Annotated in this window: 17 protein-coding genes; 13 read left to right on the plus strand and 4 right to left on the minus strand. The window is 71.6% G+C overall.

Annotation, left to right across the window (positions count from 1 at the left end):
- Positions 1 to 7 precede the first annotated feature (7 nt).
- Together ACZ4NB_RS13315 and corA are read right to left on the minus strand one after the other, a co-directional pair.
- Positions 8 to 430 (minus strand): ester cyclase, encoded by a 423-nt coding sequence (locus ACZ4NB_RS13315; protein WP_467660969.1) that lies wholly within the window; start codon positions 428 to 430, stop codon positions 8 to 10.
- A gap of 929 nt (positions 431 to 1,359) precedes the next feature.
- On the minus strand, positions 1,360 to 2,520 hold the full coding sequence (gene corA, locus ACZ4NB_RS13320; protein WP_467660971.1) for a magnesium/cobalt transporter CorA: 1,161 nt from the start codon (positions 2,518 to 2,520) through the stop codon (positions 1,360 to 1,362).
- A gap of 220 nt (positions 2,521 to 2,740) precedes the next feature.
- Here corA and ACZ4NB_RS13325 point away from each other — a divergent pair, with 220 nt between their 5' ends.
- The 7 genes from ACZ4NB_RS13325 (at position 2,741) to ACZ4NB_RS13355 (ending at position 11,913) form a co-directional block, all read left to right on the plus strand.
- A complete protein-coding gene (locus ACZ4NB_RS13325) occupies positions 2,741 to 3,130 on the plus strand; it encodes a cell division protein SepF (protein WP_467660973.1) in 390 nt (129 codons plus the stop codon).
- A 55-nt stretch (positions 3,131 to 3,185) separates the two neighbouring features.
- Positions 3,186 to 4,631, plus strand: a complete 1,446-nt coding sequence (locus tag ACZ4NB_RS13330) for a biotin transporter BioY (RefSeq protein ID WP_467660975.1) — start codon at positions 3,186 to 3,188, stop codon at positions 4,629 to 4,631.
- Complete coding sequence (locus ACZ4NB_RS13335) at positions 4,628 to 5,005, plus strand: nucleotide pyrophosphohydrolase (RefSeq protein ID WP_467660977.1); 378 nt, start codon at positions 4,628 to 4,630, stop codon at positions 5,003 to 5,005. Before ACZ4NB_RS13330 ends, ACZ4NB_RS13335 begins: the two co-directional genes overlap by 4 nt.
- A 395-nt stretch (positions 5,006 to 5,400) precedes the next feature.
- Positions 5,401 to 5,856, plus strand: coding sequence for a DUF6099 family protein (locus tag ACZ4NB_RS13340; protein WP_467660979.1), 456 nt, complete (start codon positions 5,401 to 5,403; stop codon positions 5,854 to 5,856).
- Positions 5,857 to 6,328: 472 nt separating this feature from the next.
- Positions 6,329 to 7,252 carry an LLM class F420-dependent oxidoreductase gene (locus ACZ4NB_RS13345; RefSeq protein WP_467660981.1) on the plus strand — a complete coding sequence of 308 codons (924 nt, stop codon included), beginning with the start codon at positions 6,329 to 6,331 and terminating at the stop codon, positions 7,250 to 7,252.
- Between the two features lie 255 nt (positions 7,253 to 7,507).
- The gene (locus tag ACZ4NB_RS13350; RefSeq protein WP_467660983.1) at positions 7,508 to 9,103 is read left to right on the plus strand and encodes a 3' terminal RNA ribose 2'-O-methyltransferase Hen1; all 1,596 of its coding nucleotides are present in this window, start codon (positions 7,508 to 7,510) and stop codon (positions 9,101 to 9,103) included.
- Positions 9,100 to 11,913, plus strand: a complete 2,814-nt coding sequence (locus ACZ4NB_RS13355) for a polynucleotide kinase-phosphatase (protein WP_467660985.1) — start codon at positions 9,100 to 9,102, stop codon at positions 11,911 to 11,913. The genes ACZ4NB_RS13350 and ACZ4NB_RS13355 overlap by 4 nt, the downstream gene beginning before the upstream one ends.
- A 72-nt stretch (positions 11,914 to 11,985) precedes the next feature.
- Here ACZ4NB_RS13355 and ACZ4NB_RS13360 read toward each other — a convergent pair whose 3' ends face one another.
- Entirely contained in the window at positions 11,986 to 12,948 is a 963-nt protein-coding gene (locus ACZ4NB_RS13360; RefSeq protein WP_467660987.1) for a helix-turn-helix domain-containing protein, read from the minus strand.
- A gap of 95 nt (positions 12,949 to 13,043) precedes the next feature.
- Between ACZ4NB_RS13360 and ACZ4NB_RS13365 the strand changes: the two genes are divergently transcribed.
- The 4 genes from ACZ4NB_RS13365 (at position 13,044) to ACZ4NB_RS13380 (ending at position 18,808) form a co-directional block, all read left to right on the plus strand.
- A complete protein-coding gene (locus ACZ4NB_RS13365) occupies positions 13,044 to 14,543 on the plus strand; it encodes an MFS transporter (RefSeq protein WP_467660989.1) in 1,500 nt (499 codons plus the stop codon).
- 124 nt (positions 14,544 to 14,667) lie between these two features.
- Positions 14,668 to 15,903, plus strand: coding sequence for an arginine deiminase (locus ACZ4NB_RS13370; RefSeq protein ID WP_399146170.1), 1,236 nt, complete (start codon positions 14,668 to 14,670; stop codon positions 15,901 to 15,903).
- Positions 15,904 to 16,078: 175 nt separating this feature from the next.
- Positions 16,079 to 17,083: an ornithine carbamoyltransferase gene (gene argF, locus ACZ4NB_RS13375; RefSeq protein ID WP_467660991.1), complete on the plus strand. Its 1,005-nt coding sequence runs from the start codon at positions 16,079 to 16,081 to the stop codon at positions 17,081 to 17,083.
- A gap of 201 nt (positions 17,084 to 17,284) precedes the next feature.
- On the plus strand, positions 17,285 to 18,808 hold the full coding sequence (locus ACZ4NB_RS13380; protein WP_467660993.1) for an amino acid permease: 1,524 nt from the start codon (positions 17,285 to 17,287) through the stop codon (positions 18,806 to 18,808).
- Here ACZ4NB_RS13380 and ACZ4NB_RS13385 read toward each other — a convergent pair.
- A complete protein-coding gene (locus ACZ4NB_RS13385) occupies positions 18,771 to 19,232 on the minus strand; it encodes an ATP-binding protein (RefSeq protein ID WP_467660995.1) in 462 nt (153 codons plus the stop codon). The two genes, ACZ4NB_RS13380 and ACZ4NB_RS13385, sit on opposite strands and share 38 nt — an antisense overlap.
- A 331-nt stretch (positions 19,233 to 19,563) precedes the next feature.
- On the opposite strand from ACZ4NB_RS13385, the gene ACZ4NB_RS13390 reads away from it, so the two are divergent.
- Together ACZ4NB_RS13390 and ACZ4NB_RS13395 are read left to right on the plus strand one after the other, a co-directional pair.
- Positions 19,564 to 20,391: an enoyl-CoA hydratase family protein gene (locus ACZ4NB_RS13390; protein WP_467660997.1), complete on the plus strand. Its 828-nt coding sequence runs from the start codon at positions 19,564 to 19,566 to the stop codon at positions 20,389 to 20,391.
- Positions 20,376 to 22,712: a bifunctional salicylyl-CoA 5-hydroxylase/oxidoreductase gene (locus ACZ4NB_RS13395; RefSeq protein ID WP_467660999.1), complete on the plus strand. Its 2,337-nt coding sequence runs from the start codon at positions 20,376 to 20,378 to the stop codon at positions 22,710 to 22,712. The genes ACZ4NB_RS13390 and ACZ4NB_RS13395 overlap by 16 nt, the downstream gene beginning before the upstream one ends.
- Positions 22,713 to 22,722 lie beyond the last annotated feature (10 nt).

Raw genomic sequence — 22,722 nt, forward strand, 5'->3', positions numbered from 1 at the left:
GCAGCGGTCACGCGCTGAGGAGGGCGGCGAGCTTCTGCTCGTCCCACTCGCTGCGGGCGGCGATGATCCGGCCGTCCTTGAAACGGGCCCAGTTGGGATAGCTGAAGGTGAACCGCCGGTTGGTGGGCGGGAAGCCCATCAGCGTGCCGGTGTGGACTCCTTCGACGGTCCATTGCATGCGCAGGACCTCGCCGTCCCACCGCATCTCGGTGCAGGTGTAGCGGAGTTCGGCGACCTTCGACCGCAGCTCGACCATGAAGTCGCGAGCCGCCTTGATGTCCTCGCCCTGGGTTTCCATCTCCAGCGCCGACTCATCCGTCTCACCACGGAAGTCGGGGTGCAGGATCTCGGTCAGCAGGTCGTCCCGGTGTCCGTTCAGGACCTCGTCCTGGTAACGGATGATCAGGTCTTCAAGGGATTTCTTGTTCATTAAACTTTCCACCTTTCACGGCCCATGCCGGCCAGCGGTCAATTTCCGGGCATGCCGGATACGCTGATATCCGGCACGCCGCATCGAAAAGAAATGTTGGAAGCAGCAAGGGAAATTCTTGACGGCACGCCCGCTATGCACCGGTCCGCAGATACATGCTGGTGCGCATGGGTGAGATAGGCCCTGGAGACGTCAGGGAAAGGTCATGACCGACAGGGCCGAGTCCGGCCCGGTGTCACGAAGAAAGGCGGCTCAGATCACCGCGGAAAAAGGGGTGGCACCAAAGTGCGCACTCCTGGATTTACCCCCGACACTCCTCGCCCCCCGGTGCGAGAAATCACTTTCGAACCCCCCAATACTCAGCCCCGGTCGAGGGCTGACACCCGTAGTCCTGCTATTTCAGCGTATCAGCAGATCGACAGCGCAAAATCGTCCGGTTCTTTTCTTTGCGATTGCTTGGCGATTGCTTGACGTGCCGTCTGGCAAGGGAACGCATAAGCGGGCACTTTCGGTGCCGGGCAGGTCGGAATTTCTCATTCCTTCACAAGGCGAGGCCGCGCCCTGCGAACCCCCGACCGCCGGTCGGCTGTACCGCTGTAGAACAGTGTACGAGTGTCGTACGGCAAGCTCAAGCCTTCTGGCGCATAGCCTCCAGCTAATTTTTTCGCTGGCAGGCGCACGGTCGACCGTGCGATTCCGGCCCGTCGGCCCGGCGGTGATCCACTGGAAGATGTCCGGATCTTGATGCGCCGTGGTGCAGCGGCTCATCAGGGGAGGTGTGGCGCCGTGGCGCGGGCGCCGGGCGCGCCACCGCCCCTCGCGGCCCCGTCAACTCGCCCTGATCGTGCGGTGTCCGTCAGCCCGCGCGCATGAACCCGCGCCGGTGACCGTCGCGTCGGCCGCGCACCGGCCCCCTCGCCGGCTGCTCCTCAGAGCCAGTCCCGCCGCTTGAAGATGAGGTACAGGCTGGTGCACACCACCGCCATGAGGACGATGGCGAAGGGGTAGCCGAACGCCCAGTGCAGCTCGGGCATCTGGTCGAAGTTCATCCCGTAGATGGTCCCGACCAGCGTCGGTGCGAAGAGAATGGCCGCCCACGACGAGATCTTCTTGATCTCCTCGTTCTGCTCGAAGCCGGCCTCGGCCAGGGCGCGCATCTCCGCGTTCTGCTGCTGGTTCACCAGCGTCGCGTTGACGGTGAGGATGTCCTGCAGGGCCTGGCGGAACCCGTCCACGCGGTCCGTGGTGTGCAGCACGTGGTCGGCCACATCGCGCAGGTAGCGGCGCAGCTCCGCGTCGATGGCGTACTTCTCGAAGCCGGCGGTGAGGCTCTCCAGCATGGTGTTGAGGGGGCGGGTCGCGCGCTGGAACTCCACCACCTCGCGGGAGAGTTCGTAGATGCGGCGGGAGACGCGGGGATCGCCGCCGAAGACCTCGGTCTCGATCTCGTCGATGTCGTTCTGGACGCCGGCGACGACCGGCGCATAGCCGTCGACGACCGCGTCGAGGATGGCGTAGAGCACGGCTTCGGGGCCGCGCTTGAGGAGTTCGGGGGCGTCCTCCATGCGGCGGCGCACGGCCGACAGGTCGGGGGCGCCGCCGTGCCGGACGGTGATCACGAAGTCGCGGCCGACGAAGATGTGCAACTCGCCGAAGTCGACCTCCTCGGCGTCGTCCAGATAGCGCGCGGCGCGCAGTACGACGAAGAGGGTGCCGCCGTAGCGCTCCAGCTTGGGGCGCTGATGGGCCTCCAGGGCGTCCTCGACGGCGAGCGGATGGAGGTCGAACTCCGAGGCCAGGGTGACCAGTTCGGACGGAGTGGGGCGGTGCAGCCCGATCCAGGCCAGGGTGTCGGCGGTGGTGCGCTGCTGCCGGCAGGCGTCGGCGAGGGTGTCGTGGGTGCTGACGCGGTGCCCGTCCCGGTACAGGGCGGCACTGATGATGCTGCTGTTGTTCTCGGTTGACGGTTCGGGCGCCTCGGCACCGCCGGCGGGCTCGGCGGGCGGGGGCGCGGCGGCCCCCTTCTTCTTCGCGGGTTTGCGCAGGCCGCGCAGGCCGCGGGGCCGACGGCCGGGAGGTTCAGTGCTCACGACAGAACCGACCTCCGTCACAAGGGGGGATGAACGGGCACACAGAATCTCGACGCAGGATATCTGCCGGGGATGTCGGCACAGGTCAGGGGGCATGGTGCAGGATGGAACGGGCGCGGCGCGGTGTGTGTCGCGTCCCTCAGGCTTTGTATGTTTATCTCTAGAATTGTGCGATGCAGATACCGCAGACAGCCAGCGCTCCTCTGAGTGAGGTGATTCGGTGAACGGCCCCGATGCCACCGACGAGCAGTGGGAAGGGCTCGCCGAGGTCGTCCCGCTCCGCAGCAGCCGTGAATGGCCTTCCTGGCCCGACCACCGCGCCCTCCCCGAGGAGGAGTCGGCGGAGGAGACGCGGCGGTTCATCGTCATCCGCGTCCAGACCTTCGCGGACGCCCGTGAGGTCGCCGAGTACTTGATGGCGCAGATCCCGGTCCTGTTGGACCTCAGCAGCGCGGACACCGATGTCGCCAAGCGCATCCTGGACTTCTCCAGCGGCGTCGTCTTCGGGCTCGGCAGCGGGATGCACCGCGTGGACACCAATGTCTTCCTGCTGGCCCCGGTGGGCACCGAGGTCGACGAGGCCGCAACGGGGGCCGTCCCCCGTTCGTAGGAAGAGCTGTCGGGCGTAACGGTTCTCCGGCCGGGCCGCTGCATAGCTTCCACGCATGAATACCGACAGTGTGCGGCCCGCCGTCACCGAGTTACGGCTGTCCGCCTTCAAGACCCATCGCGGCGTCACCCTGCCGCTCGGCCCGCTGACGCTGCTGAGCGGCGGGAGCGGAAGCGGCAAGTCCAGTGTGCTGCAGGCGTACGAGATGCTCGCCCGGCTCGGTAGCGGGGAGCCGCTCGCACGCGCAGTACAGGAGGTGGTGGGCGGCCCGTCGGCCTGTGTGCCGGCAGGGGCGCGCCCCGATGGGCAGGGGCGGCGCGGGTTCCGTATCGGCTGCACGGTCGACGGCCCGGCCGGCCCCGTCAGCCTCGATCTCGCCGTACAGGCCGAGCCCGAACTCCGCATCGTCGGCGAGCGGTTGACCGGCGGCGGGGAGACGCTGCTGAGCACCGCGCTCACCGACCCCACCCGCCCCGCCGTCCAGGCGGCCTGGCACACCGCGGGCGCGACCCCCGTGACCCGCGCGCCGCTGCCCGACGACCGGCTGGGCACCTCGCTGCTGCCGCTGCGGGTGGCGGGGAAGACCGAAGGCCAGCGGCTGGTCCTGGCGGCGGCCGAACAGGTCGTGGTCGCGCTGCGATCGGCGTTCGTCTGCGATCCCCGACCGGAGGCCATGCGGCTGTCGGGCGCGGGCGAGTTGAGCGGGGGCGACCCCGGTGGACGGGGGCCGGACGGCGGCGCGGGGCGGGGCAGCGGGGCCCGGGGCGGCCGGGCGGGGGGCGCGGGAGGCTGTGCGACGAAAGCGGGCGGGGCCGGTGGGGGCGATGGGGCCTGGGGCACGCGGGGGCGCAGGGGGAGTGGTGGGGTGGGCGAGGCCGGCGGCTGGGGCCGGGCCGCGGAGGAGGAGCGCGACGAGGGGCGGTTGCGGTCGTCCTGCGACAACCTGCCCGCGGTCTTGGAGCGCACCAGCCGCGAGTGCGCGCGCCGGCATGCGGTGCTCGTCGCCGCCGTGAGGGAGGCGTGCACGGGGCCGGTCGACGGGCTGCGCGCCGTGCCGCGCGAGGAGGGTGCCGCGGAGGAGGGGGCGGCCGCGACCCCGCCGGTGCCGGGCCGAGGTGGGCCGGCGGCCGCTCGGCACAAGGGGCAGGAGCCACGGGAATCGGGCGTGCGGGCCGTCCTCGACCGGGGCGCCCTGGGGGAGATGCCCGTCGAGCAGCTCGGTGACGGGGAGCTGCGCTTTCTGGCGCTGGCGCTGGTACTGCTGACCGGGCCGGGGGTGCTGGCGATGGACCCGGCCGGCGAGATCCCGTCGGCCCAGCAGCAGATGACGGTGATGGCGGACGGCATGGACCGCTGCATGGACCGCAGGCAGGCGCGCGAGCTGGTGTCGCTGGCCGTCCGCATGGCGGATCGGGGGCATGTCCGGCTGCTGGGGACGGTGCGCGATCCGTCGGTCGCCGAGGGGCTGCCCGGCGTACAGGTGCTACACCTAGGGACATGAGCGAGGATCTTCATGCGCTGCAGCGGCGGCTGGCCGAATTCGCGGCCGCCCGGGACTGGCAGCAGTACCACACCCCCAAGAACCTGGCCGCGGCGCTGAGCGTCGAGGCGGCGGAACTCGTCGAGATCTTCCAGTGGTTGACGCCGGAGGAGTCGGCGAAGGTGATGTCCGATCCGCGGGCGGCCGGCCGGGTCGAGGACGAGGTCGCGGACGTGCTGGCGTATCTGCTGCAGTTCTGTGAGGCGCTGGGGATCGACGCCCTGGCGGCGCTCGCCGCGAAGATCGAGCGCAACGAGTCGCGTTTCCCCGCGGTCCGCAGGGCGCGGCCGGACCGGGCGAGGGAGGGCGAGGAGCCGCGGGAGGGCGAGGAGTAGGGAGCGGCGCCGTCGCTGTGGAGTGGGGGCGGCCGCCGGGGTGGCGTCGGAGGCCGGTCGGGGCGGGGGTGGGAGCGGTGTCCGTTCCCACCCCGCCCTTTCGTCACGGTGGGCTCCGGGCGCGTCCGGTCCGTACCGGCGCGCCGATTCAGGCCGTTCATGCGTTTTCCGTGACTTATGTCCGTCGTGTGAGCGGTGGGGGCGTTGTGGTGGGTGAGGAGGGGGAAGGGTCCGTACTCGTCAGTCGTCACTCTCCGGAGTGATTGATCTCTCCACAGCGCCTTGGTTGTCCACAGATTTGCGAATTCCCCTGGCTTTTTTGGGCGTTCACCCTCACTCTGGGTAGTGGAAGAAGGAGCAGGGTGCATGCGAATGAGCGGGAAGGAGGGGAACGGATGGATGCGGTGCGGATCATCGAGGCCGGCCGGCGCGGCCTGGCGGAGGCGACCACGGTTCAGGATGTGATCGTCGAGGCGTGGCAGGCGCAAGCGTTGGCGGAGGCGATAGGAAGCCACCTCGCGATATTCGGGCCGTACGAAGTGCGGTCCAGGGCCCAGACTCTGGGTGACGCGGGCGGGCGGTTCAGCGGGGGACTGCTGTGCCCGGCATCGGTCACCGGCGGCCTGCGCGCGGCCCAGCTGACCGAGGTGCGCGACGTCAGAGCCGCCTTGACGAGCCTGAGCCGGCTGCTGCGGCAAGCGTGCGAGGCGCTGGTGGGAGTGGTGCTGCTCGCGGACGAGGAGGGGGCGTACTGGACCTGTGTCGAGGCGATGGACGCCCTCGATGAAGCGAGGGATCGCGTCGCCGGAATCCTGGAGAAGCTGGAGGTGCGCGACCGGAACCCGGCCTGAGCAGGGACCGGGCAGGACAGCAACGCTCACGCTTCACGCGTCGACGGCGCTCACGTCCGCCGACAGGTCACGGTAGGCCCACCGCCGTGCTTGCCTTCCTCACTGCCACTGCCACTGCCACTGCCACTGCCACTGCCACTGCCACTGCCACTGCCACTGCCACTGCCACCGCCATCGCCGCTGTGTGGCTGCTAGCGCCTTCCGTCTCCTCTGCTGCTGACGCCGGTGATCGTCGCCTTCGCGCTTGTACGGTCGCCCCGTGCAGGGGGCTTCGGGCCCCGACGTGCCACGCCACGCAGCCCCCCATGCCACCCGCGTCGGCTGCGTCCCGCCCATCGCCCACACCGTCACCATGACAAGGTCTGACCCGAATTCACCCGGTCCTGACCAGCACTGACCCGAACTGACGTAGCGACTTGATGCATCGACACACCTAACGGTTGGTTTGCCGATCGGTGTGCAGGATGGAGGTATGGACCTACGAATCTTCACCGAGCCCCAGCAGGGGGCTTCCTACGACACCCTTCTGGCGGCCGCCAAGGCCACGGAGGATCTCGGCTTCGACGCGTTCTTCCGGTCCGACCACTACCTGAGCATGGGAAACGTCGACGGGCTGCCCGGCCCGACGGACGCCTGGATCACACTGGCCGGCCTCGCCCGTGAGACCCGGCGCATCCGGCTCGGCACGCTCATGACGGCCGGCACGTTCCGACTGCCGGGCGTTCTGGCCATCCAGGTCGCACAGGTCGACCAGATGTCGGGCGGGCGGGTCGAACTCGGCCTCGGGGCAGGCTGGTTCGAGGAGGAGCACAAGGCGTACGGCATCCCCTTCCCCAGGGAGAAGTTCGCGCGAATGGAGGAGCAGCTGGACATCATCACCGGCTTGTGGGCCACAGAAGCGGGGAGGGAGTTCAACTACGACGGGGCCTATTACCAGCTGGAGAATTCGCCCGCGCTGCCCAAGCCGGCTCAGGGCAAGGTGCCGGTGCTGATCGGTGGGCACGGTAAGACGCGTACGCCGCGCCTCGCGGCGCAGTTCGCCGATGAGTTCAACATCCCCTTCGCCTCGCTCAAGGACACGGAGCGCCAGTTCGGACGGGTGCGGGCGGCCGCCGAAGCCGCCGGGCGGAAGGGGGACGAGCTGGTGTACTCCAACGCCCTCGTCGCCTGCGTCGGCAAGGACGACGCCGAGGTGGCGCGGCGGGCCGCGGCCATCGGGCGGAAGGTGGACGAACTGAAGGCCAACGGCCTGGCGGGCACACCCGCGGAGGTCGTCGACAAGATCGGGCGCTATGCCGCGCTCGGTGCCTCCCGTGTCTACCTGCAGATCCTGGACCTCGATGATCTCGACCACCTTGAGCTGATCTCGGATCAGGTCCAGTCGCAGATGCGGTGAGGTGCGTGGGGTGAGCCGAGGGGAGCTGGCATGAGGGGAGCTGGCGTGAGGGGAGCTGGCGTGTGGGGAGGCGAGGGGAGGGGGGAGGGGAGGGGGAGATGAGGTGAGGTGCGATGAGGTGAGGTGAGGTGAGGTGAGCCGGGTTCGGGCCGGTGCGACCGGCCGGTGCGGGTCGACCGGGGCCCGGGGTGTGAGGGGCGACGCGGTGGGAAAACCGGTGGGGAATCGGGACGGATTGCGGCAATACTCGGGCATGTGTTCCTGACGATAACCACCACTGGCAGCGCCGACCGTCCCGCGACCGACCTCGGGTTTCTGCTGCACAAGCATCCAGACAGGTCGCAGCAGTTCTCGACGTCGCACGGCACCGCACACGTCCTCTACCCGGAGGCGGATGCGGAACGGTGCACGGCCGCGCTGGTGTTGGAGGTCGACCCCATCGCCCTGGTCCGCCGGGGGCGGGGGAAGGGTCGCGGCGGCGCTCCGGACTCGGCGCTCGGGCAGTATGTGAACGATCGGCCGTACGCGGCCTCCTCGTTGCTGGCGGTGGCGCTGCGCAGCGTCTTCGCGAGCGCGATGAAGGGGCAGTGCACGGCGCGGCCCGAGCTGGTGGCGCAGGCGATGCCGTTGCGCATCGAGGTGCCGGTGCTGCCCGCCCGGGGTGGCGCGGAGCTGGTGCGCCGGCTGTTCCAGCCGCTGGGCTGGACGGTGCTGGCCGAGCCGGTGCCGTTGGACGAGACGTTCCCGGAGTGGGGTGACTCCCGCTACGTCCGGCTCGTCCTGGAAGGCGAGCGGACGGTCGCCGAGGCGCTGCGGCATCTGTATGTGCTGCTGCCGGTGCTGGACGACGCCAAGCACTACTGGGTCGCGCCGGACGAGGTCGACAAGCTGCTGCGGGCCGGTGAGGGCTGGCTGGAGGACCATCCGGAGCAGCGGGTGATCGTCGGACGCTATCTCGCCCGGCGCTGGTCGCTGACCCGCCAGGCCATGGAGCGGCTGGAGCTGGAGCGGCTGGCCGAGTCGGACGGGGTGGCGGCCGAGGAGATGGACAACGCGGTGGACGAGGAGGCGGATACCGAGGAGAAGCCGGTGCCGCTCGCCGTACGGCGACGGGAGACGATCCTCGCCGTACTGCGCGGGGCGCAGGCGGCACGGGTGCTCGATCTGGGCTGCGGACAGGGCCAGTTGGTCGGTGCGCTGCTCAAGGAGGGGCAGTTCACCGAGGTCGTCGGCGTGGACGTGTCGATGCGGGCGCTGCACGAGGCGCGGCGCCGGCTGCGACTGGACCGGATGTCCGAGCGGCAGGCCGAGCGCGTACGGCTCGTACAGGGGTCGCTGGCGTACACGGACAGCAGGCTGAAGGGGTACGACGCGGCGGTGCTGAGCGAGGTCGTCGAGCATGTCGACCCCGCGCGGCTGCCGGCTCTGGAGTACGCGGTGTTCGGGTCGGCCAGGCCGCGGACGGTCGTGGTGACGACGCCGAACGTCGAGTACAACGTGCGATGGGAGTCGCTGCCGGCCGGCCATGTGCGGCATGCGGACCATCGCTTCGAGTGGACCCGCGAGGAGTTCCGGCAGTGGGCGCGGGGGGTTGCCGCGCGGCACGGCTACGAGGTGGTCTTCGCCCCGGTGGGGCCGGACGACCCGGAGGTGGGCCCGCCCACCCAGCTCGCGCACTTCCGTCTCTCCGGCGACGACGGCGATGGCGGTGAGGGAGCAGGTGCCCGCGGCGCACGGAACAGCGGCGCACGGAACAGCGGTGGGCGGAACGGCGGTGTGCGTGACGGCGGTGCACGTCACGGCGGTGCGGGTGACGGTGGTTCGGTGAGCGGGAAGGAGGTCGCGGCATGACGGACGCGGATCGTACGGAGTACCAGGACGGGAAGGCGCACGGGCACGAGGACAGCCCGGAGGCGGGGCGGCGCACGCTCGGCGTGCCCGATCTCTCGCTGGTGGTGCTGATCGGGGCCACCGGCTCCGGTAAGTCCACCTTCGCCGCCCGGCACTTCAAGCCGACCGAGGTGATCTCCTCCGACTTCTGCCGGGGGCTGGTCAGCGATGACGAGAACGACCAGAGTGCGAGCGCCGATGCGTTCGACGTGCTGCACTTCATCGCGGGCAAGCGGCTGGCGGCCGGGCGGCTGACGGTCGTCGACGCCACGAATGTGCAGTCCGAGGCGCGGGCGCAGCTGGTGCGGCTGGCCCGGGAGCATGACGTACTGCCGGTGGCGATCGTGCTGGACGTGCCCGAGCAGGTCTGCGCCGAGCGCAACGCGACGCGCGATGACCGAGCCGGGCTCCCGCGCCGCGTCATCCAGCGTCATCAGCGCGAACTGCGCCGTTCCCTGCGGCACTTGGAGCGCGAGGGCTTCCGCAAGGTGCACATCCTGCGCGGTCAGGCGGAGGTGGCGGCCGCCGAGGTCGTCCTGGAGCGGCGGTTCAACGATCTGCGCCATCTGACCGGCCCCTTCGACATCGTCGGCGACATCCACGGATGCCGTTCCGAGCTGGAGACGCTGCTCGGCAGGCTCGGCTATGCGCTGGAGCGCGACGAGCTCGGCAGGGCCGTGGACGCGGTGCACCCGCAGGGCCGGACGGCCGTCTTCGTCGGCGACCTCGTCGACCGCGGACCGGACAGCCCCGGAGTGCTGCGCCTGGTGATGGGCATGGTCGGGGCCGGGCACGCGCTGTGCGTGTCCGGAAATCACGAGAACAAGCTCGGCCGCTACCTCAAGGGCCGCAAGGTCCAGCACACCCACGGGCTCGCCGAGACCGTCGCGCAGCTGGACGGGGAGGACGACGCCTTCCGCGCCGAGGCCGGGACGTTCGTCCAGGGCCTGGTCAGCCACTACGTCCTGGACGGCGGCGGGCTGGTGGTGTGCCACGCCGGGCTGCCGGAGAAGTACCACGGCCGGACGTCGGGCCGGGTGCGGTCCTTCGCGATGTACGGCGACACCACCGGCGAGACCGACGAGTTCGGCCTCCCGGTGCGCTATCCGTGGGCCGAGGACTACCGAGGCCGCGCCGCCGTCGTCTACGGTCACACGCCCACCCCGCGGGCCACCTGGCTCAACAACACGATCTGCCTGGACACCGGCTGTGTCTTCGGCGGCGCGATGACCGCGCTGCGCTGGCCGGAGCGCGAGCTGGTGGAGGTAGCGGCGGAGCAGGTCTGGTACGAGCCGGCGAAGCCGCTCGCCACGGAGGCACCGGGCGGGGCGGACGGCCGCCCCCTCGACCTGGACGACGTGGCCGGCCGGCGGATCGTGGAGACCCGCCAGATGGGCCGGCTCGCGGTCAGGGAGGAGAACGCCGCGGCCGCGCTGGAGGTGATGAGCCGCTTCGCGATCGACCCGCGGCTGCTGCCGTACCTCCCGCCGACGATGGCGCCCTGCGCGACCTCCAAGGGCCGGACCCACGAGGAAGGCGGCGACGAGGGCTTCCTGGAGCACCCCGTGGAGGCGTTCGCCGGGTACCGGGCTGATGGCGTACGGGAAGTGGTGTGCGAGGAGAAGCACATGGGATCGCGCGCGGTGGTCCTGGTGTGCCGCGACGAGTCCGTCGTCGGCGAGCGCTTCGGGGTGCCGAAGGGCGTGTCGGGCGCGCTCTACACCCGCACCGGCCGGCCGTTCTTCGACGACCCGGAGACGACCGAGCGGCTCCTGCGGCGGGTCGGGGCGTGCGTGGAGGAGGCCGGCCTCTGGGCGGAGCTGGAGACGGACTGGCTGCTGCTGGACGCGGAGCTGATGCCGTGGTCCCTCAAGGCGACGGGCCTGCTGCGCAAGCAGTACGCCGCGGTCGGCGCGGCGTCCGGAGCGGCCTTCCCGAGCGTGCTCGGCGCGCTGGAGGCGGCCGCCGCCCGCGGTGTCGAGGTGGGACCGCTGCTCGACCGGCAGCGCGACCGAGCCGCGGACGCCGCGGCGTTCACCGAGGCGTACCGGCGCTACTGCTGGCGCGTCGGGGCGACGGAGCAGGAAGCGGAAGGCGCGGCGGAAAAGACAGCGGAAGGCGCGGCGGGGGAGCCGGCGGCCGGCGCGGATCCGGCCGCGGCGGCACCGTCCGGCGGGCTCGGCGATCTGGAGGGCGTCCGGCTCGCGCCGTTCCAGATCCTCGCCGTGCAGGGGCGCAGCCTCGCGGGGCTGCCGCACACCGAGCAGCTGGCGCTGATCGACCGGATCGTCGCGGCCGAGGGCGCGGTGCTGTCCCGGGACCGTGCGGCTGCACGGGACGGTGCGCAGGACCGGCCGGGGCTGCTCGCCACGACCCGGCGGATCCTCGTCGACACCGAGGACGAGGAGTCGGTCGCGGCCGGTGTCCAGTGGTGGCTGGAGCTGACCGCGGCCGGCGGTGAGGGCATGGTGGTCAAGCCGGTACAGGCGCTGGTCCGGACGGCGGACGGGCGGCTGGTCCAGCCGGGCGTCAAGTGCCGTGGCCGCGAGTACCTGCGGATCATCTACGGTCCGGAGTACACCCGCCCGGAGAACCTCAAGCGTCTGCGCGACCGCCATCTGGGGCACAAGCGCTCGCTGGCCCTGCGGGAGTACGCGCTCGGCCTGGAGGCGCTCGACCGGCTGGCGGAGGGCGAACCGCTGTGGCGGGTGCATGAGGCGGTCTTCGCGGTACTGGCCCTGGAGTCCGAACCGGTCGACCCGAGGCTGTAGGCGGGCCGGAAAGGGGGAGGGGCGATCGCCGTCCCTCCCTCCCCGGGGCCGTCGTCGTGCCCCGCGCCTTGGTCACGCCGCCCGTGCCGTCCGGTACGACCGTCGGTAGTCGATCGGCGGGACGCCCATCACCCGGGTGAAGTGGCGGCGGAGGTTTGCGGCGGTGCCCAGGCCCGAGACCTCGGCCACCCGCTCCACGGGGAGGTCGGTGCCTTCGAGCAACTCCCGTGCGCGGGCGAGGCGTTGGCTCTGGAGCCACTGCATGGGCGTGGTACCCGTCGCGGCGTGGAAGCGGCGGACGAGGGTGCGGGGGCTGGTGTTCGCCCGGCGGGCGAGGTCGGCCACGGTCAGCGGCCGGCGCAGCTGCTCGGCGGCCCACTGCAGGACGGGCGCGAGCGAGTCGTCCCGGCGCTCGGGCAGCGGCGTCTCGATGTACTGCGCCTGGCCGCCGGGGCGGTGGGCCGGGGCGACCAGCTGGCGGGCCAGCGAGTTGGCGACCTCGGTGCCGAAGTCCTCGCGTATCAGGTGCAGGCAGACGTCAATGGCGGCGGTCGAGCCCGCACCGGTCAGCACATCGCCGTGGTCGACGTAGAGGACCGACGGATCGACCCTGACGGCCGGGTAGCGCTCGGTGAGCAGGGACGCGTACATCCAGTGAGTGGTGGCGGTCCGGCCGTCGAGGAGGCCGGTGGCGGCGAGGGTGAAGGCGCCCGAGCAGAGGGAGACCACCCGCGCGCCGCGGCGGTGGGCCTCGCGCAGTGCGCTGACCAGTTCGTCCGGAGGATCGCCGTGCACATCCGCCTGCCCCGGCACGAGGACCGTGTCGGCGGTCACCAACTCCTCGGCCCCGTAAGGGGTCCGGGTGTCGAACCAGGGGCCGGTGCGGGGCGCGGCGCCGTCCGAGCCGATCGCGCACACCCGCAGGTCGTACCAGCCGGGGGGCGCCTGGATCCGGTCGAAGCCGAAGATATGGCAGGGGATGGCGAGTTCGAAGAACGGCATTCCGTCGGTGGCGGCGACCGCGAGGGTGGGCATGGCGCGAGTATGGCAGGACGAGTGGCAGGAATGTAGCGGGTGTTGTCAGGGCTGCCACTCGTGACGGTGGAGCGCGCGGTCGATGCTTGATCGACATGACCACTCCTCTTCCGTGCCGCCGGGGGACGGGTGTGCCCACCGGCACGTCCGACCTGCGCGAACCGTCCAGCCGACCTGAACCGTGCGACGCCCCCGCACCGCCAGGCGCCCCCGCCTCCCGAAATCCGTCCCCGACCCCCGACCCCCGCCGCTGGCTCGTCCTCGCGATCGCCTCCGCGGCCCAGTTCCTGGCCGTGCTGGATCTGATGGCCGTCACCATCGCCTTCCCGGCGATCGGCCGGGACTTGGCGCCGGTGTCCGCCTCCGCGCTCTCCTGGGTGCTCAACGGCTACACCGTCGTGCTCGCCGCGCTGCTCGTCCCGGCCGGCCGGCTCGCCGACGAGGTGGGGCGGCGCCGGTGCTTCCTGACCGGCATGGTGCTGTTCGGGCTGGCCTCGGCGGCCTGTGCCGCGGCACCCGGCCTCACTCTGCTCATCGCGGCCCGTGTGGTGCAGGGCATGGCGGCCGCCGTCCTGATCCCCACCTCGCTCTCCCTCGCCCTGCCCGCCTTCCCGCCCCGGGAGCGGCCGACCGCGGTCGGGGTGTGGACGGCGGTCAGCGCCGTGGCGGCAGGGTCGGGCCCGGTGGTCGGCGGTCTGCTGACGGCCGTCGACTGGCGGTTGATCTTCCTGATCAACGTCCCGGTGGTGCTGCTCGCGGTCGGCGCGGGCGTCCGCGTCCTGCCCCGGTCCGTACGCGGCGAGCGGCACCCGCTCGATCTGCCGGGGGCCGCACTGGTACTGGTCTGCATCGGCGCGTTGGTGACCGCCTGCGTGCAGGCTCCCGAGTGGGGGTACCTCAGCCCGGCCACCCTCACGGTGCTGGCCACCGGAGTGCTGGCCGGCGCGCTGGGGGTGCGCCATGTCCGCCGTGCCGCAGAGCCCGTGGTACATCCCGCGCTGTTCCGGACGCCCGGGTTCACGGCCGCCACGCTGGGACTGCTGAGCTACTTCGTGGCGTACTCGGCCATGGTGCTCGGCGCCAGCCTGCTGTTCACCGACGTCTGGCACTACTCGGTCCGTACCGCCGGCCTCGCGCTGGCTCCGTGGCCGCTCACCGTACTGGTGATCTCGGCGCTCTCCGGCCGGGTCGTCGCGGTGGTCGGGGAGCGGGCCGCCGGCGTCATCGGTGCGCTGTGCTTCGTGGCGGCTGCCCTGTGGTGGTTCGCCCTCGCCGACGACGGCGGTGCGGGCACGCGGTACGGGGTGCACTTCCTGCCCGGGCTGGTTCTCGCCGGTGTGGGCACCGGTCTGTACCAGCCGGTGATGTTCGCCGCCACCGGTCTGCTGCCCGCCCACCGGCTCTCACTGGGGTCCGGCGTGCTGATGGTCGCCCGGCAGGTCGGTACGGCGCTCGGCGTCGCCGTGCTGATCGCCATCATGGGCGCTCAGCAGCGCCCGGGTATCGAGGAGTTGCGGGGCGGCTGGCTGATCTCGGCGGTGGCCTCGGGGGGAGCGGGCGTGGCGGCGCTGGCCCGGCGGCGGTCCGTTCGGTGACCCGGCGGGTGCCCCTCGGGGCCGCCCCGGCCCGGCTCGCCGTCGGCCGGCGGGGCACGGACCCGACCGAGCCGAGATCGTCCGACTCCCTCCCCCGGGCCCGGGAAGCGGCCAAGATGGGTGGATGGGATTCCATGTTGACTCCGAGGCCGGGCTGCTGCGCCGGGTCATCCTGCATCGACCCGATCTGGAGCTGAAGCGGCTCACACCGTCCAACAAGGACACCTTGCTCTTCGACGACGTGCTGTGGGTGCGCCGGGCGCGGGCCGAGCACGACGGGTTCGCCGATGTGCTCCGCGACCGCGGTGTGGAGGTGCACCTCTTCGGGGATCTGCTGGCCGAGAGCCTGCAGATCCCCGAGGCGCGGACGCTGGTCCTGGACCGGGTCTTCGACGAGAAGGAGTACGGGCCGCTGGCCACCGACCATCTGCGTGCCGCCTTCGACGAGCTGCCGGTGCCGGAACTGGTCGAGGCGCTGGTCGGCGGCATGACCAAGCGCGAGTTCCTCGAACGCCACCCGGAGCCGACCTCGGTCCGCTTCCATGTGATGGATCTGGACGACTTCCTGCTGGGCCCGCTGCCCAACCACCTCTTCACCCGCGACACCTCCGCCTGGATCTACGACGGGGTGTCGATCAACTCGATGCGCTGGCCCGCCCGGCAGCGCGAGACCGTGCACTACGAGGCGATCTACCGCCACCACCCGCTCTTCCGCGACGAGGACTTCCACGTCTGGTCGGAGGGGCAGGCGGACTTCCCGTCGACGATCGAGGGCGGCGACGTCCTGGTGATGGGCAGCGGCGCGGTGCTGATCGGGATGAGCGAGCGGACCACCCCGCAGGCGGTCGAACTGCTCGCGCGCGGGCTGTTCGCGGCCGGTTCCGCACGCACGATCGTGGCGCTCGACATGCCCAAGCGCCGCGCGTTCATGCACCTCGACACCGTCATGACCATGATCGACGGGGATACCTTCACGCAGTACGAGGGCCTCGGCATGCTCCGCTCGTACACCATCGAGCCGGGCTCGGGCGACCAGGACCTCAAGGTCACCGACCATCCGCCGGAGCATATGCACCGCGCCATAGCGGCCTCGCTGGGCCTGTCGGACATCCGGGTGCTGACCGCGACCCAGGACGTGCACTCCGCGGAGCGCGAGCAGTGGGACGACGGGTGCAATGTGCTGGCGGTCGAGCCGGGGGTGGTCGTGGCGTACGAGCGGAACGTCACCACGAACACGTTCCTGCGCAAGCGCGGCATCGAGGTGATCACGATCCCGGGCAGTGAGCTGGGGCGGGGCCGGGGCGGCCCGCGCTGTATGAGCTGCCCGGTGGCGAGGGACGCGGTACCCGGGGCAGCCTGAGGCGTGGCACCCGCGGATGCACCCGGCCGCGCCCCGAGGGGTACGCCGAGCGCTTCGCATATAGATACGAGAGGTCGTATATACTTCCAGGGAACGGGGCCGCGCGCCCTCCTGTCATGCGACCGTACGCCTTCGGTACGCACCCGTCCCACCGCCGCGAACCAGGAGCCCACCCATGGCGATAGACCTCAGGGGCCGCCACTTCCTCAAGGAGCTGGACTTCAGCGCCGAGGAGTTCCGCCGACTGATCGACCTGGCGGCCGAGCTCAAAGCGGCCAAGCGCGCCGGCACCGAGGTCCCCCGCCTCCAGGGCAGGAACATCGCCCTGATCTTCGAGAAGACTTCGACCAGGACCCGCTGCTCCTTCGAGGTCGCGGCCGCCGACCAGGGTGCCTCGACCACCTACCTCGACCCGTCCGGCTCGCAGATCGGGCACAAGGAGTCGGTCAAGGACACCGCCCGGGTCCTCGGCCGGATGTTCGACGGCATCGAGTTCCGCGGCAGCCGGCAGTCCGACGTCGAGGAGCTGGCCGCCCACGCCGGCGTACCGGTCTTCAACGGGCTGACCGACGACTGGCACCCCACCCAGATGCTCGCCGACGTGCTCACCATGGTCGAGCACGGCGGCGGCCGCCCCCTGGAGGACACCGCCTTCGCCTACCTCGGCGACGCCCGCAACAACATGGGCAACTCCTACCTCGTCACCGGCGCCCTGCTCGGCATGGACGTACGGATCGTGGCCCCGCGGCAGCTGTGGCCCGAGCAGCCGGTGATCGACCGGGCGCAGGCGCTCGCCGAGGGCAGCGGCGCCCGGATCACGCTCACCGAGGACGTCGCCGAGGGCGTGCGCGGCGCGGACTTCGTCGCCACCGACGTCTGGGTCTCCATGGGGGAGCCCAAGGAGGTGTGGGGCGAGCGGATCGCGCTGCTCGCCCCGTACGCGGTCACGATGGACGTGCTGCGCGCCACCGGGAAGCCGGAGGTGAAGTTCCTGCACTGCCTGCCCGCGTACCACGACCTCGGTACGGCGGTCGGCCGGGAGATCCAGGCCCGGTACGGACTGTCGTCGCTGGAGGTCACCGACGAGGTCTTCGAGTCCGCGCACTCCGTCGTCTTCGACGAGGCGGAGAACCGGATGCACACCATCAAGGCGGTGCTGGTGGCGACGCTCGCCCGCTGAGCGGCGGCGGTATCCGCCATGGGTGGCGGCATCGCATGAAAGATCACATTGCATAGGCATACGTCCGAATGGGCGATCATGCGCGGGGAGCGGCTACCATCGAGCCGCTCGCGGGGTTCGGACCCACCGGTCCGGACCCCGCTCCTGTGTGCGGCCCACCCTCGCCGCGCGCACCGCACCACCAGAAAGAGAACCACCCCCATGCGCCCGCCCGTCTTCCTCCGCCGTCCCCAGGAGGCGCCGCGTGCCGCATCCGGCGCGCCAGGTCCGTCCGGACTGCGCATCAAGTCCCCCGACGCCCTCGTCGCCGAATCCGGCGCGGACCTCGAAGGCAACGGCCTCAAGCGCAGCATGGGCCTCTTCCAGCTCGTGTGCTTCGGTATCGGCGCCATCGTCGGCACCGGCATCTTCGTCGGCCTGTCCGACACCGTCGCCGAGGCCGGTCCCGCGGTCGTCGTCTCCTTCGTGCTGGCGGCCGTCACCTGCGTGTTCACCGCCTTCTCGTTCGGTGAGCTGGGCGGCGCGATACCGGTGTCCGGCAGCTCCTACTCCTACGCCTACGCCACCCTCGGCGAGCGCACCGCCTTCCTCGTCGGCTGGTGCCTGCTGCTCGAATACGGCGTCTCGGTCTCGGCGGTCGCCGTCGGCTGGGGCCAGTACCTCAACGAGCTGCTGGGCAGCCTGATCGGCTGGCAGCTGCCGGCCGCGCTCGCCAACCCGCCCGGTGACGGCGGCATCGTCAACATCCCGGCCGTCGTGGTGATCCTGCTCGCCGCCCTGCTTCTCGTCCGCGGTGTGCGGGAGAGCGCCCGGGCGACCGCCGCGATGGCGGTGCTCAAGCTCGCGATCCTGGTGCTGTTCTGCGCGATCGGCTTCAGCGCCTTCCGGGCCGGTAACCTCTCGCCGTTCGCGCCCGAGGGCATCGCCGGTATCACCTCCGGTGCCTCGCTCGCGTTCTTCTCGTACATCGGCTTCGACGCGATCACCACGGCCGGTGAAGAGGTGAAGAACCCGCGGCGCAACATCCCCGTCGCGATCATGATCTGCATCGGCGTGGTCACCGTGCTCTACTGCCTGGTCGCGCTCGCCGCCATCGGTGCGCTCTCCTCCGACCAGGTCGCGGGCCGGCCCGCCGCGCTGTCGCTGATCGTCAACCGGGTCACCGACTCGGCGCTCGGCGGCGGGGTGATCGCCTTCGGCGCGGTCGTCGCCATCGCCTCCGTCGTCCTCGCCGTGATGTACGGCCAGACCCGCATCCTGATGTCGATGTCCCGGGACGGGCTGATCCCGCGGGTCTTCGAGCGGGTCTCGCCCCGTACGTCCACCCCCGTCGCCAACACCTGGATCGTCGCGGCCGTCTTCGCCGTGCCGGCGGCGGTCGTCCCGTTGGACGTGGTGATGAACCTGACCACCATCGGGACGCTGGCGGTCATGGCGGTGGTCAACCTCAGCGTGATCGTGCTGCGCCGTTCCCGCCCCGATCTGCCGCGCCGCTTCCGCGTCCCGCTCTTCCCGGCCAGCCCGCTGCTCGGCATCGGCTTCTGCCTCTACCTGATGTACGGGACCGGCCCGGCGACCTGGCTGCAGTTCGCCGGCTTCCTGGTGGCCGGCGCCCTGGTCTACGCGCTCTACGGGCGGCGCCGCTCCAGGCTCGCGGCGGCCCCGCAGCCGCCCGCGGAGCCCGCCGTCACCGCTCCCGGTGGCGCCGCAGCTCGGGAAGGGTGAACCAGACCGCCTTGCCCCTCGGCGTCGGGCGGCAGCCGGACGCCGAGCTGAGGGACCGGACCAGCAGCAGACCGCGGCCCCGGGTGCAGAACGGGGCGGCGGTGCCGCCGCCCGGGGGAGGGAGCGTGGGCGGGGCCGGGGGAGGCGCGCCGAGGCCGTCGAGATGCCTGCCGTCCCCGTCGTGCACCTCCACCCGGCAGCCCCCGGCCTCCAGCTCCACCACCAGCTCGATGGGATCGGCGTCGCCGGCGTGCTTGAGGGCGTTGGCGACCAGCTCGGCGGCCAGCAGCTGAGCGGTGGTCCGGTCGGCCGTCGCCCGCAGGTCCTGCATGGCGCAGCGGACCATCGCCCGGGCGACGGGGACCGCGGTCGCGCCCCGCGGCAGCGCGATATGCCAGGTCGTGGGGGTCGGCGGTGCCAACATGAGCGGTACGTTCCGTTCGCAGAAGGCCGGATCGGGTGCCAGGGGCCGGATCGGCGCCGAGGGCGCGGGCCGGGTGCCTGCGGACCGCGCCGGGTGCCTGCGGGCCGGATCCGGTACGTCCACCGTAGGAAGCGCGGCGGGGCCCGCGGCAGAGGCGAGCGGCCGGGGTCGCGGTGACCTAGGTCCCGCGGTGGACGGGACCTTCGTCCGGTCGATGGCCGAGAAACGGCGTATCGCGCCATCGTGACGACAGTCACAAAGCGGTGATAACTTCAAAGGGCATCCGGAAGAGCATCCACCGGCCGACCCGTCAAAGGGGGCAGGCAGTCCGATGAGCCCGTTCACAGGATCCGCCCGCAGCACAGACTCCTGGCAGCACATCCGCGTGACCAGGAAGGACGGGATCGCCACGGTCACCCTGGCGCGCCCGGACAAGCTCAACGCCCTCACCTTCGGGGCCTACGCCGACCTCCGCGACCTGCTGGCGGAGCTGTCCAGGGAACGCTCCGTGCGCGCCCTGGTGCTCGCCGGGGAAGGCCGCGGATTCTGCTCCGGCGGCGACGTCGAGGAGATCATCGGCGCCACCCTGGGCATGGACACCGCACAGCTGCTGGACTTCAACCGGATGACCGGCCAGGTCGTCCGGGCGCTGCGGGAGTGCCCGTTCCCGGTGATCGCGGCCGTGCACGGCGTCGCGGCCGGCGCCGGCGCGGTGCTCGCGCTGGCCGCGGACTTCCGCGTCGCCGACCCCTCGGCCCGCTTCGCCTTCCTCTTCACCCGGGTCGGACTGTCCGGCGGCGACATGGGCGCGGCCTATCTGCTGCCCCGCGTCATCGGGCTGGGCCACGCCACCCGGGTGCTGATGCTCGGCGACGCCGTACGCGCGCCGGAGGCCGAACGGCTCGGCCTGATCAGCGAGTTGGCGGAGGAGGGGCACGCCGACCAGGCGGCCGCCGCGCTCGCCCGGCGGTTCGCCGAGGGGCCCGCGCTGGCATACGCCCAGACCAAGGCGCTGCTCACCGCCGAGCTCGATCTGCCGCTGGCCGCCGCCGTGGAGATGGACGCCGCCACCCAGGCGCTGCTGATGAACAGCGCCGACTACGCGGAGTTCCACGCCGCCTTCACGGAGAAGCGCGCGCCCAAGTGGCAGGGGAAGTAGCCGTGCGGGTCGCCGTCATCGGCGGTGGACCGGGCGGGCTGTACGCCGCGGCCCTCCTCAAGCGCCTCGATCCCGGCCGTGAGATCACCGTATGGGAGCGCAACGCTCCCGACGACACCTTCGGCTTCGGCGTCGTGCTCTCCGACGAGACCCTCGGCGGCATCGAGCACGCCGACCCGGAGGTCTACCGCGCACTCCAGGCGGAGTTCGTCCGCTGGGACGACATCGACATCGTGCACCGGGGCCGCACCTTCACCTCGGGCGGACACGGCTTCGCGGCCCTCGGACGGCGCCGGCTGCTGGCCGTACTGCACCGGCGCTGCCACGACCTCGGCATCGATCTGCGCTTTCGCACCGAGGCGCCGCCCGCCGCCGAGCTGGCCCGCGGCCACGACCTCGTGATCGCCGCGGACGGGGTGCACAGCGCGACCCGCACCGCGCACGCCGACGCCTTCCGGCCGCGGCTGACCACCCACCGCTGCCGCTACATCTGGCTCGCCGCCGACTTCGCCTTCGACGCCTTCCGCTTCGAGATCGCCGAGACCGAGCACGGCGTCGCCCAGCTGCACGCCTACCCCTACGCCGGCCCGTCGCCCGCCCACCACGCCCCGGAGAGGCCCTCCGGGGCGCCCTGCTCGACCGGCGCCAGCACCGTCATCGTCGAGATGCGCGAGGAGGTCTGGCGGTCGGCCGGACTGGACCGCTGCGACGAGCGCGCCTCCGCCGAATGGTGCGCCAAGACCTTCGCCGACGCGCTGCGCGGCCGGCCGCTGCGCTCCAACAACTCCAGCTGGACCGCCTTTCGCACCGTCGTCAACGACCGCTGGTCACACGGCAATACGGTGCTGCTCGGCGACGCCGCGCACACCGCGCACTTCTCCATCGGCTCCGGCACCAAGCTCGCCGTCGAGGACGCCCTGGCGCTGGCCGCCTGCCTCCAGGAGCAGCCCGACACCGCCGCCGCGCTCGCCGCGTACGAGGCGGAGCGCCGCCCCGTCGTCGCCTCCACCCAGCGCGCCGCCCGCGCCAGCCTCGGCTGGTTCGAGGAGCTTTCCACCTATATCGGCCAGCCGCCGCGCCAGTTCGCCTTCAACCTCCTCACCCGAAGCCGCCGGGTCACCCACGACAACCTGCGGCTGCGCGACCCCGGATTCGTCGCGGCCGTCGAGGGCGAGGCGGACACCCCGGCCGGCACTCCGCCCATGTTCACGCCCTTCCGGCTGCGCTCGCTGACCCTGCGCAACCGCGTGGTCGTCTCGCCGATGGACATGTACTCGGCGCAGGACGGCGTCCCCGGGGACTTCCACCTCGTCCACCTGGGCGCGCGAGCCCTGGGCGGGGCGGGCCTGGTGATGACCGAGATGGTGTGCGTCAGCGAGCAGGGGCGCATCACACCGGGCTGCGCCGGGCTCTACACCGCCGATCAGGCCGCCGCCTGGCGCCGCGTCACCGACTTCGTGCACACCCAGGCGCCCGGCACCGCGATCGGTCTCCAGCTCGGCCACTCGGGCCGCAAGGGCTCCACCAAGCTGATGTGGGACGGCATCGACGAACCGCTCGACGACGGCAACTGGCCTCTCGTGGCGGCATCCCCCCTTCCGTACAAGCCCGGCAGCCAGCGCCCCCACGAGCTGACCGCGGACGAACTCACCACGATCCGGGAGCAGTTCACCTCGGCCGCGCGCCGCGCCGTCGACTGCGGCTTCGATCTGCTGGAACTGCACTGCGCCCACGGCTATCTGCTGTCCGGATTCCTCTCCCCGCTGACCAATCAACGCACCGACGCCTACGGAGGTTCCCTCTCCCGCCGCCTGCGCTTCCCGCTCGAAGTCTTCGACGCCCTGCGCGAACTGTGGCCGGATGAGAGGCCGATGACGGTCCGCATCTCCGCCACCGACTGGGCGGCGGGCGGCACCACCGCCGAGGACGCCGTGGCCATGGCGGCGGCCTTCGCCGCACACGGTGCCGACGCCATCGACGTCTCCACCGGGCAGGTCGTCGCCGACGAGCGCCCCGACTTCGGCCGCTCGTACCAGACGCCGTTCGCCGACCGGATCCGCAACACCTTGGGGGTGCCGGTCATCGCGGTCGGCGCGATCTCCTCCTGGGACGACGTCAACTCCCTGGTGCTCGCCGGGCGCGCGGACCTGTGCGCGCTGGCCAGACCCCATCTGTACGACCCGCACTGGACGCTGCACGCCGCCGCGGAGCAGGGGTACACCGGGCCGGGCGCCCCGTGGCCGCCGCCCTACCAGGCGGGCAGCCGCACCCCGCCCACCGGACGCACCGACGCGCCGAAGCCCCGCCTCACGCTGCGGTGACGGGGAGACA

Source organism: Streptomyces sp. NPDC026575 (genome assembly GCF_055567415.1).

Coding starts and splice junctions, on each gene's coding strand:
- ACZ4NB_RS13315 (WP_467660969.1), bottom strand. CDS start 430: ATGAACAAGAAATCCCTTGAAGACCTGATCATCCGTTACCAGGACGAG.
- ACZ4NB_RS13330 (WP_467660975.1), top strand. CDS start 3,186: ATGAATACCGACAGTGTGCGGCCCGCCGTCACCGAGTTACGGCTGTCC.
- ACZ4NB_RS13335 (WP_467660977.1), top strand. CDS start 4,628: ATGAGCGAGGATCTTCATGCGCTGCAGCGGCGGCTGGCCGAATTCGCG.
- ACZ4NB_RS13340 (WP_467660979.1), top strand. CDS start 5,401: ATGGATGCGGTGCGGATCATCGAGGCCGGCCGGCGCGGCCTGGCGGAG.
- ACZ4NB_RS13345 (WP_467660981.1), top strand. CDS start 6,329: ATGGACCTACGAATCTTCACCGAGCCCCAGCAGGGGGCTTCCTACGAC.
- ACZ4NB_RS13355 (WP_467660985.1), top strand. CDS start 9,100: ATGACGGACGCGGATCGTACGGAGTACCAGGACGGGAAGGCGCACGGG.
- ACZ4NB_RS13360 (WP_467660987.1), bottom strand. CDS start 12,948: ATGCCCACCCTCGCGGTCGCCGCCACCGACGGAATGCCGTTCTTCGAA.
- ACZ4NB_RS13365 (WP_467660989.1), top strand. CDS start 13,044: ATGACCACTCCTCTTCCGTGCCGCCGGGGGACGGGTGTGCCCACCGGC.
- ACZ4NB_RS13370 (WP_399146170.1), top strand. CDS start 14,668: ATGGGATTCCATGTTGACTCCGAGGCCGGGCTGCTGCGCCGGGTCATC.
- argF (WP_467660991.1), top strand. CDS start 16,079: ATGGCGATAGACCTCAGGGGCCGCCACTTCCTCAAGGAGCTGGACTTC.
- ACZ4NB_RS13380 (WP_467660993.1), top strand. CDS start 17,285: ATGCGCCCGCCCGTCTTCCTCCGCCGTCCCCAGGAGGCGCCGCGTGCC.
- ACZ4NB_RS13385 (WP_467660995.1), bottom strand. CDS start 19,232: ATGTTGGCACCGCCGACCCCCACGACCTGGCATATCGCGCTGCCGCGG.
- ACZ4NB_RS13390 (WP_467660997.1), top strand. CDS start 19,564: ATGAGCCCGTTCACAGGATCCGCCCGCAGCACAGACTCCTGGCAGCAC.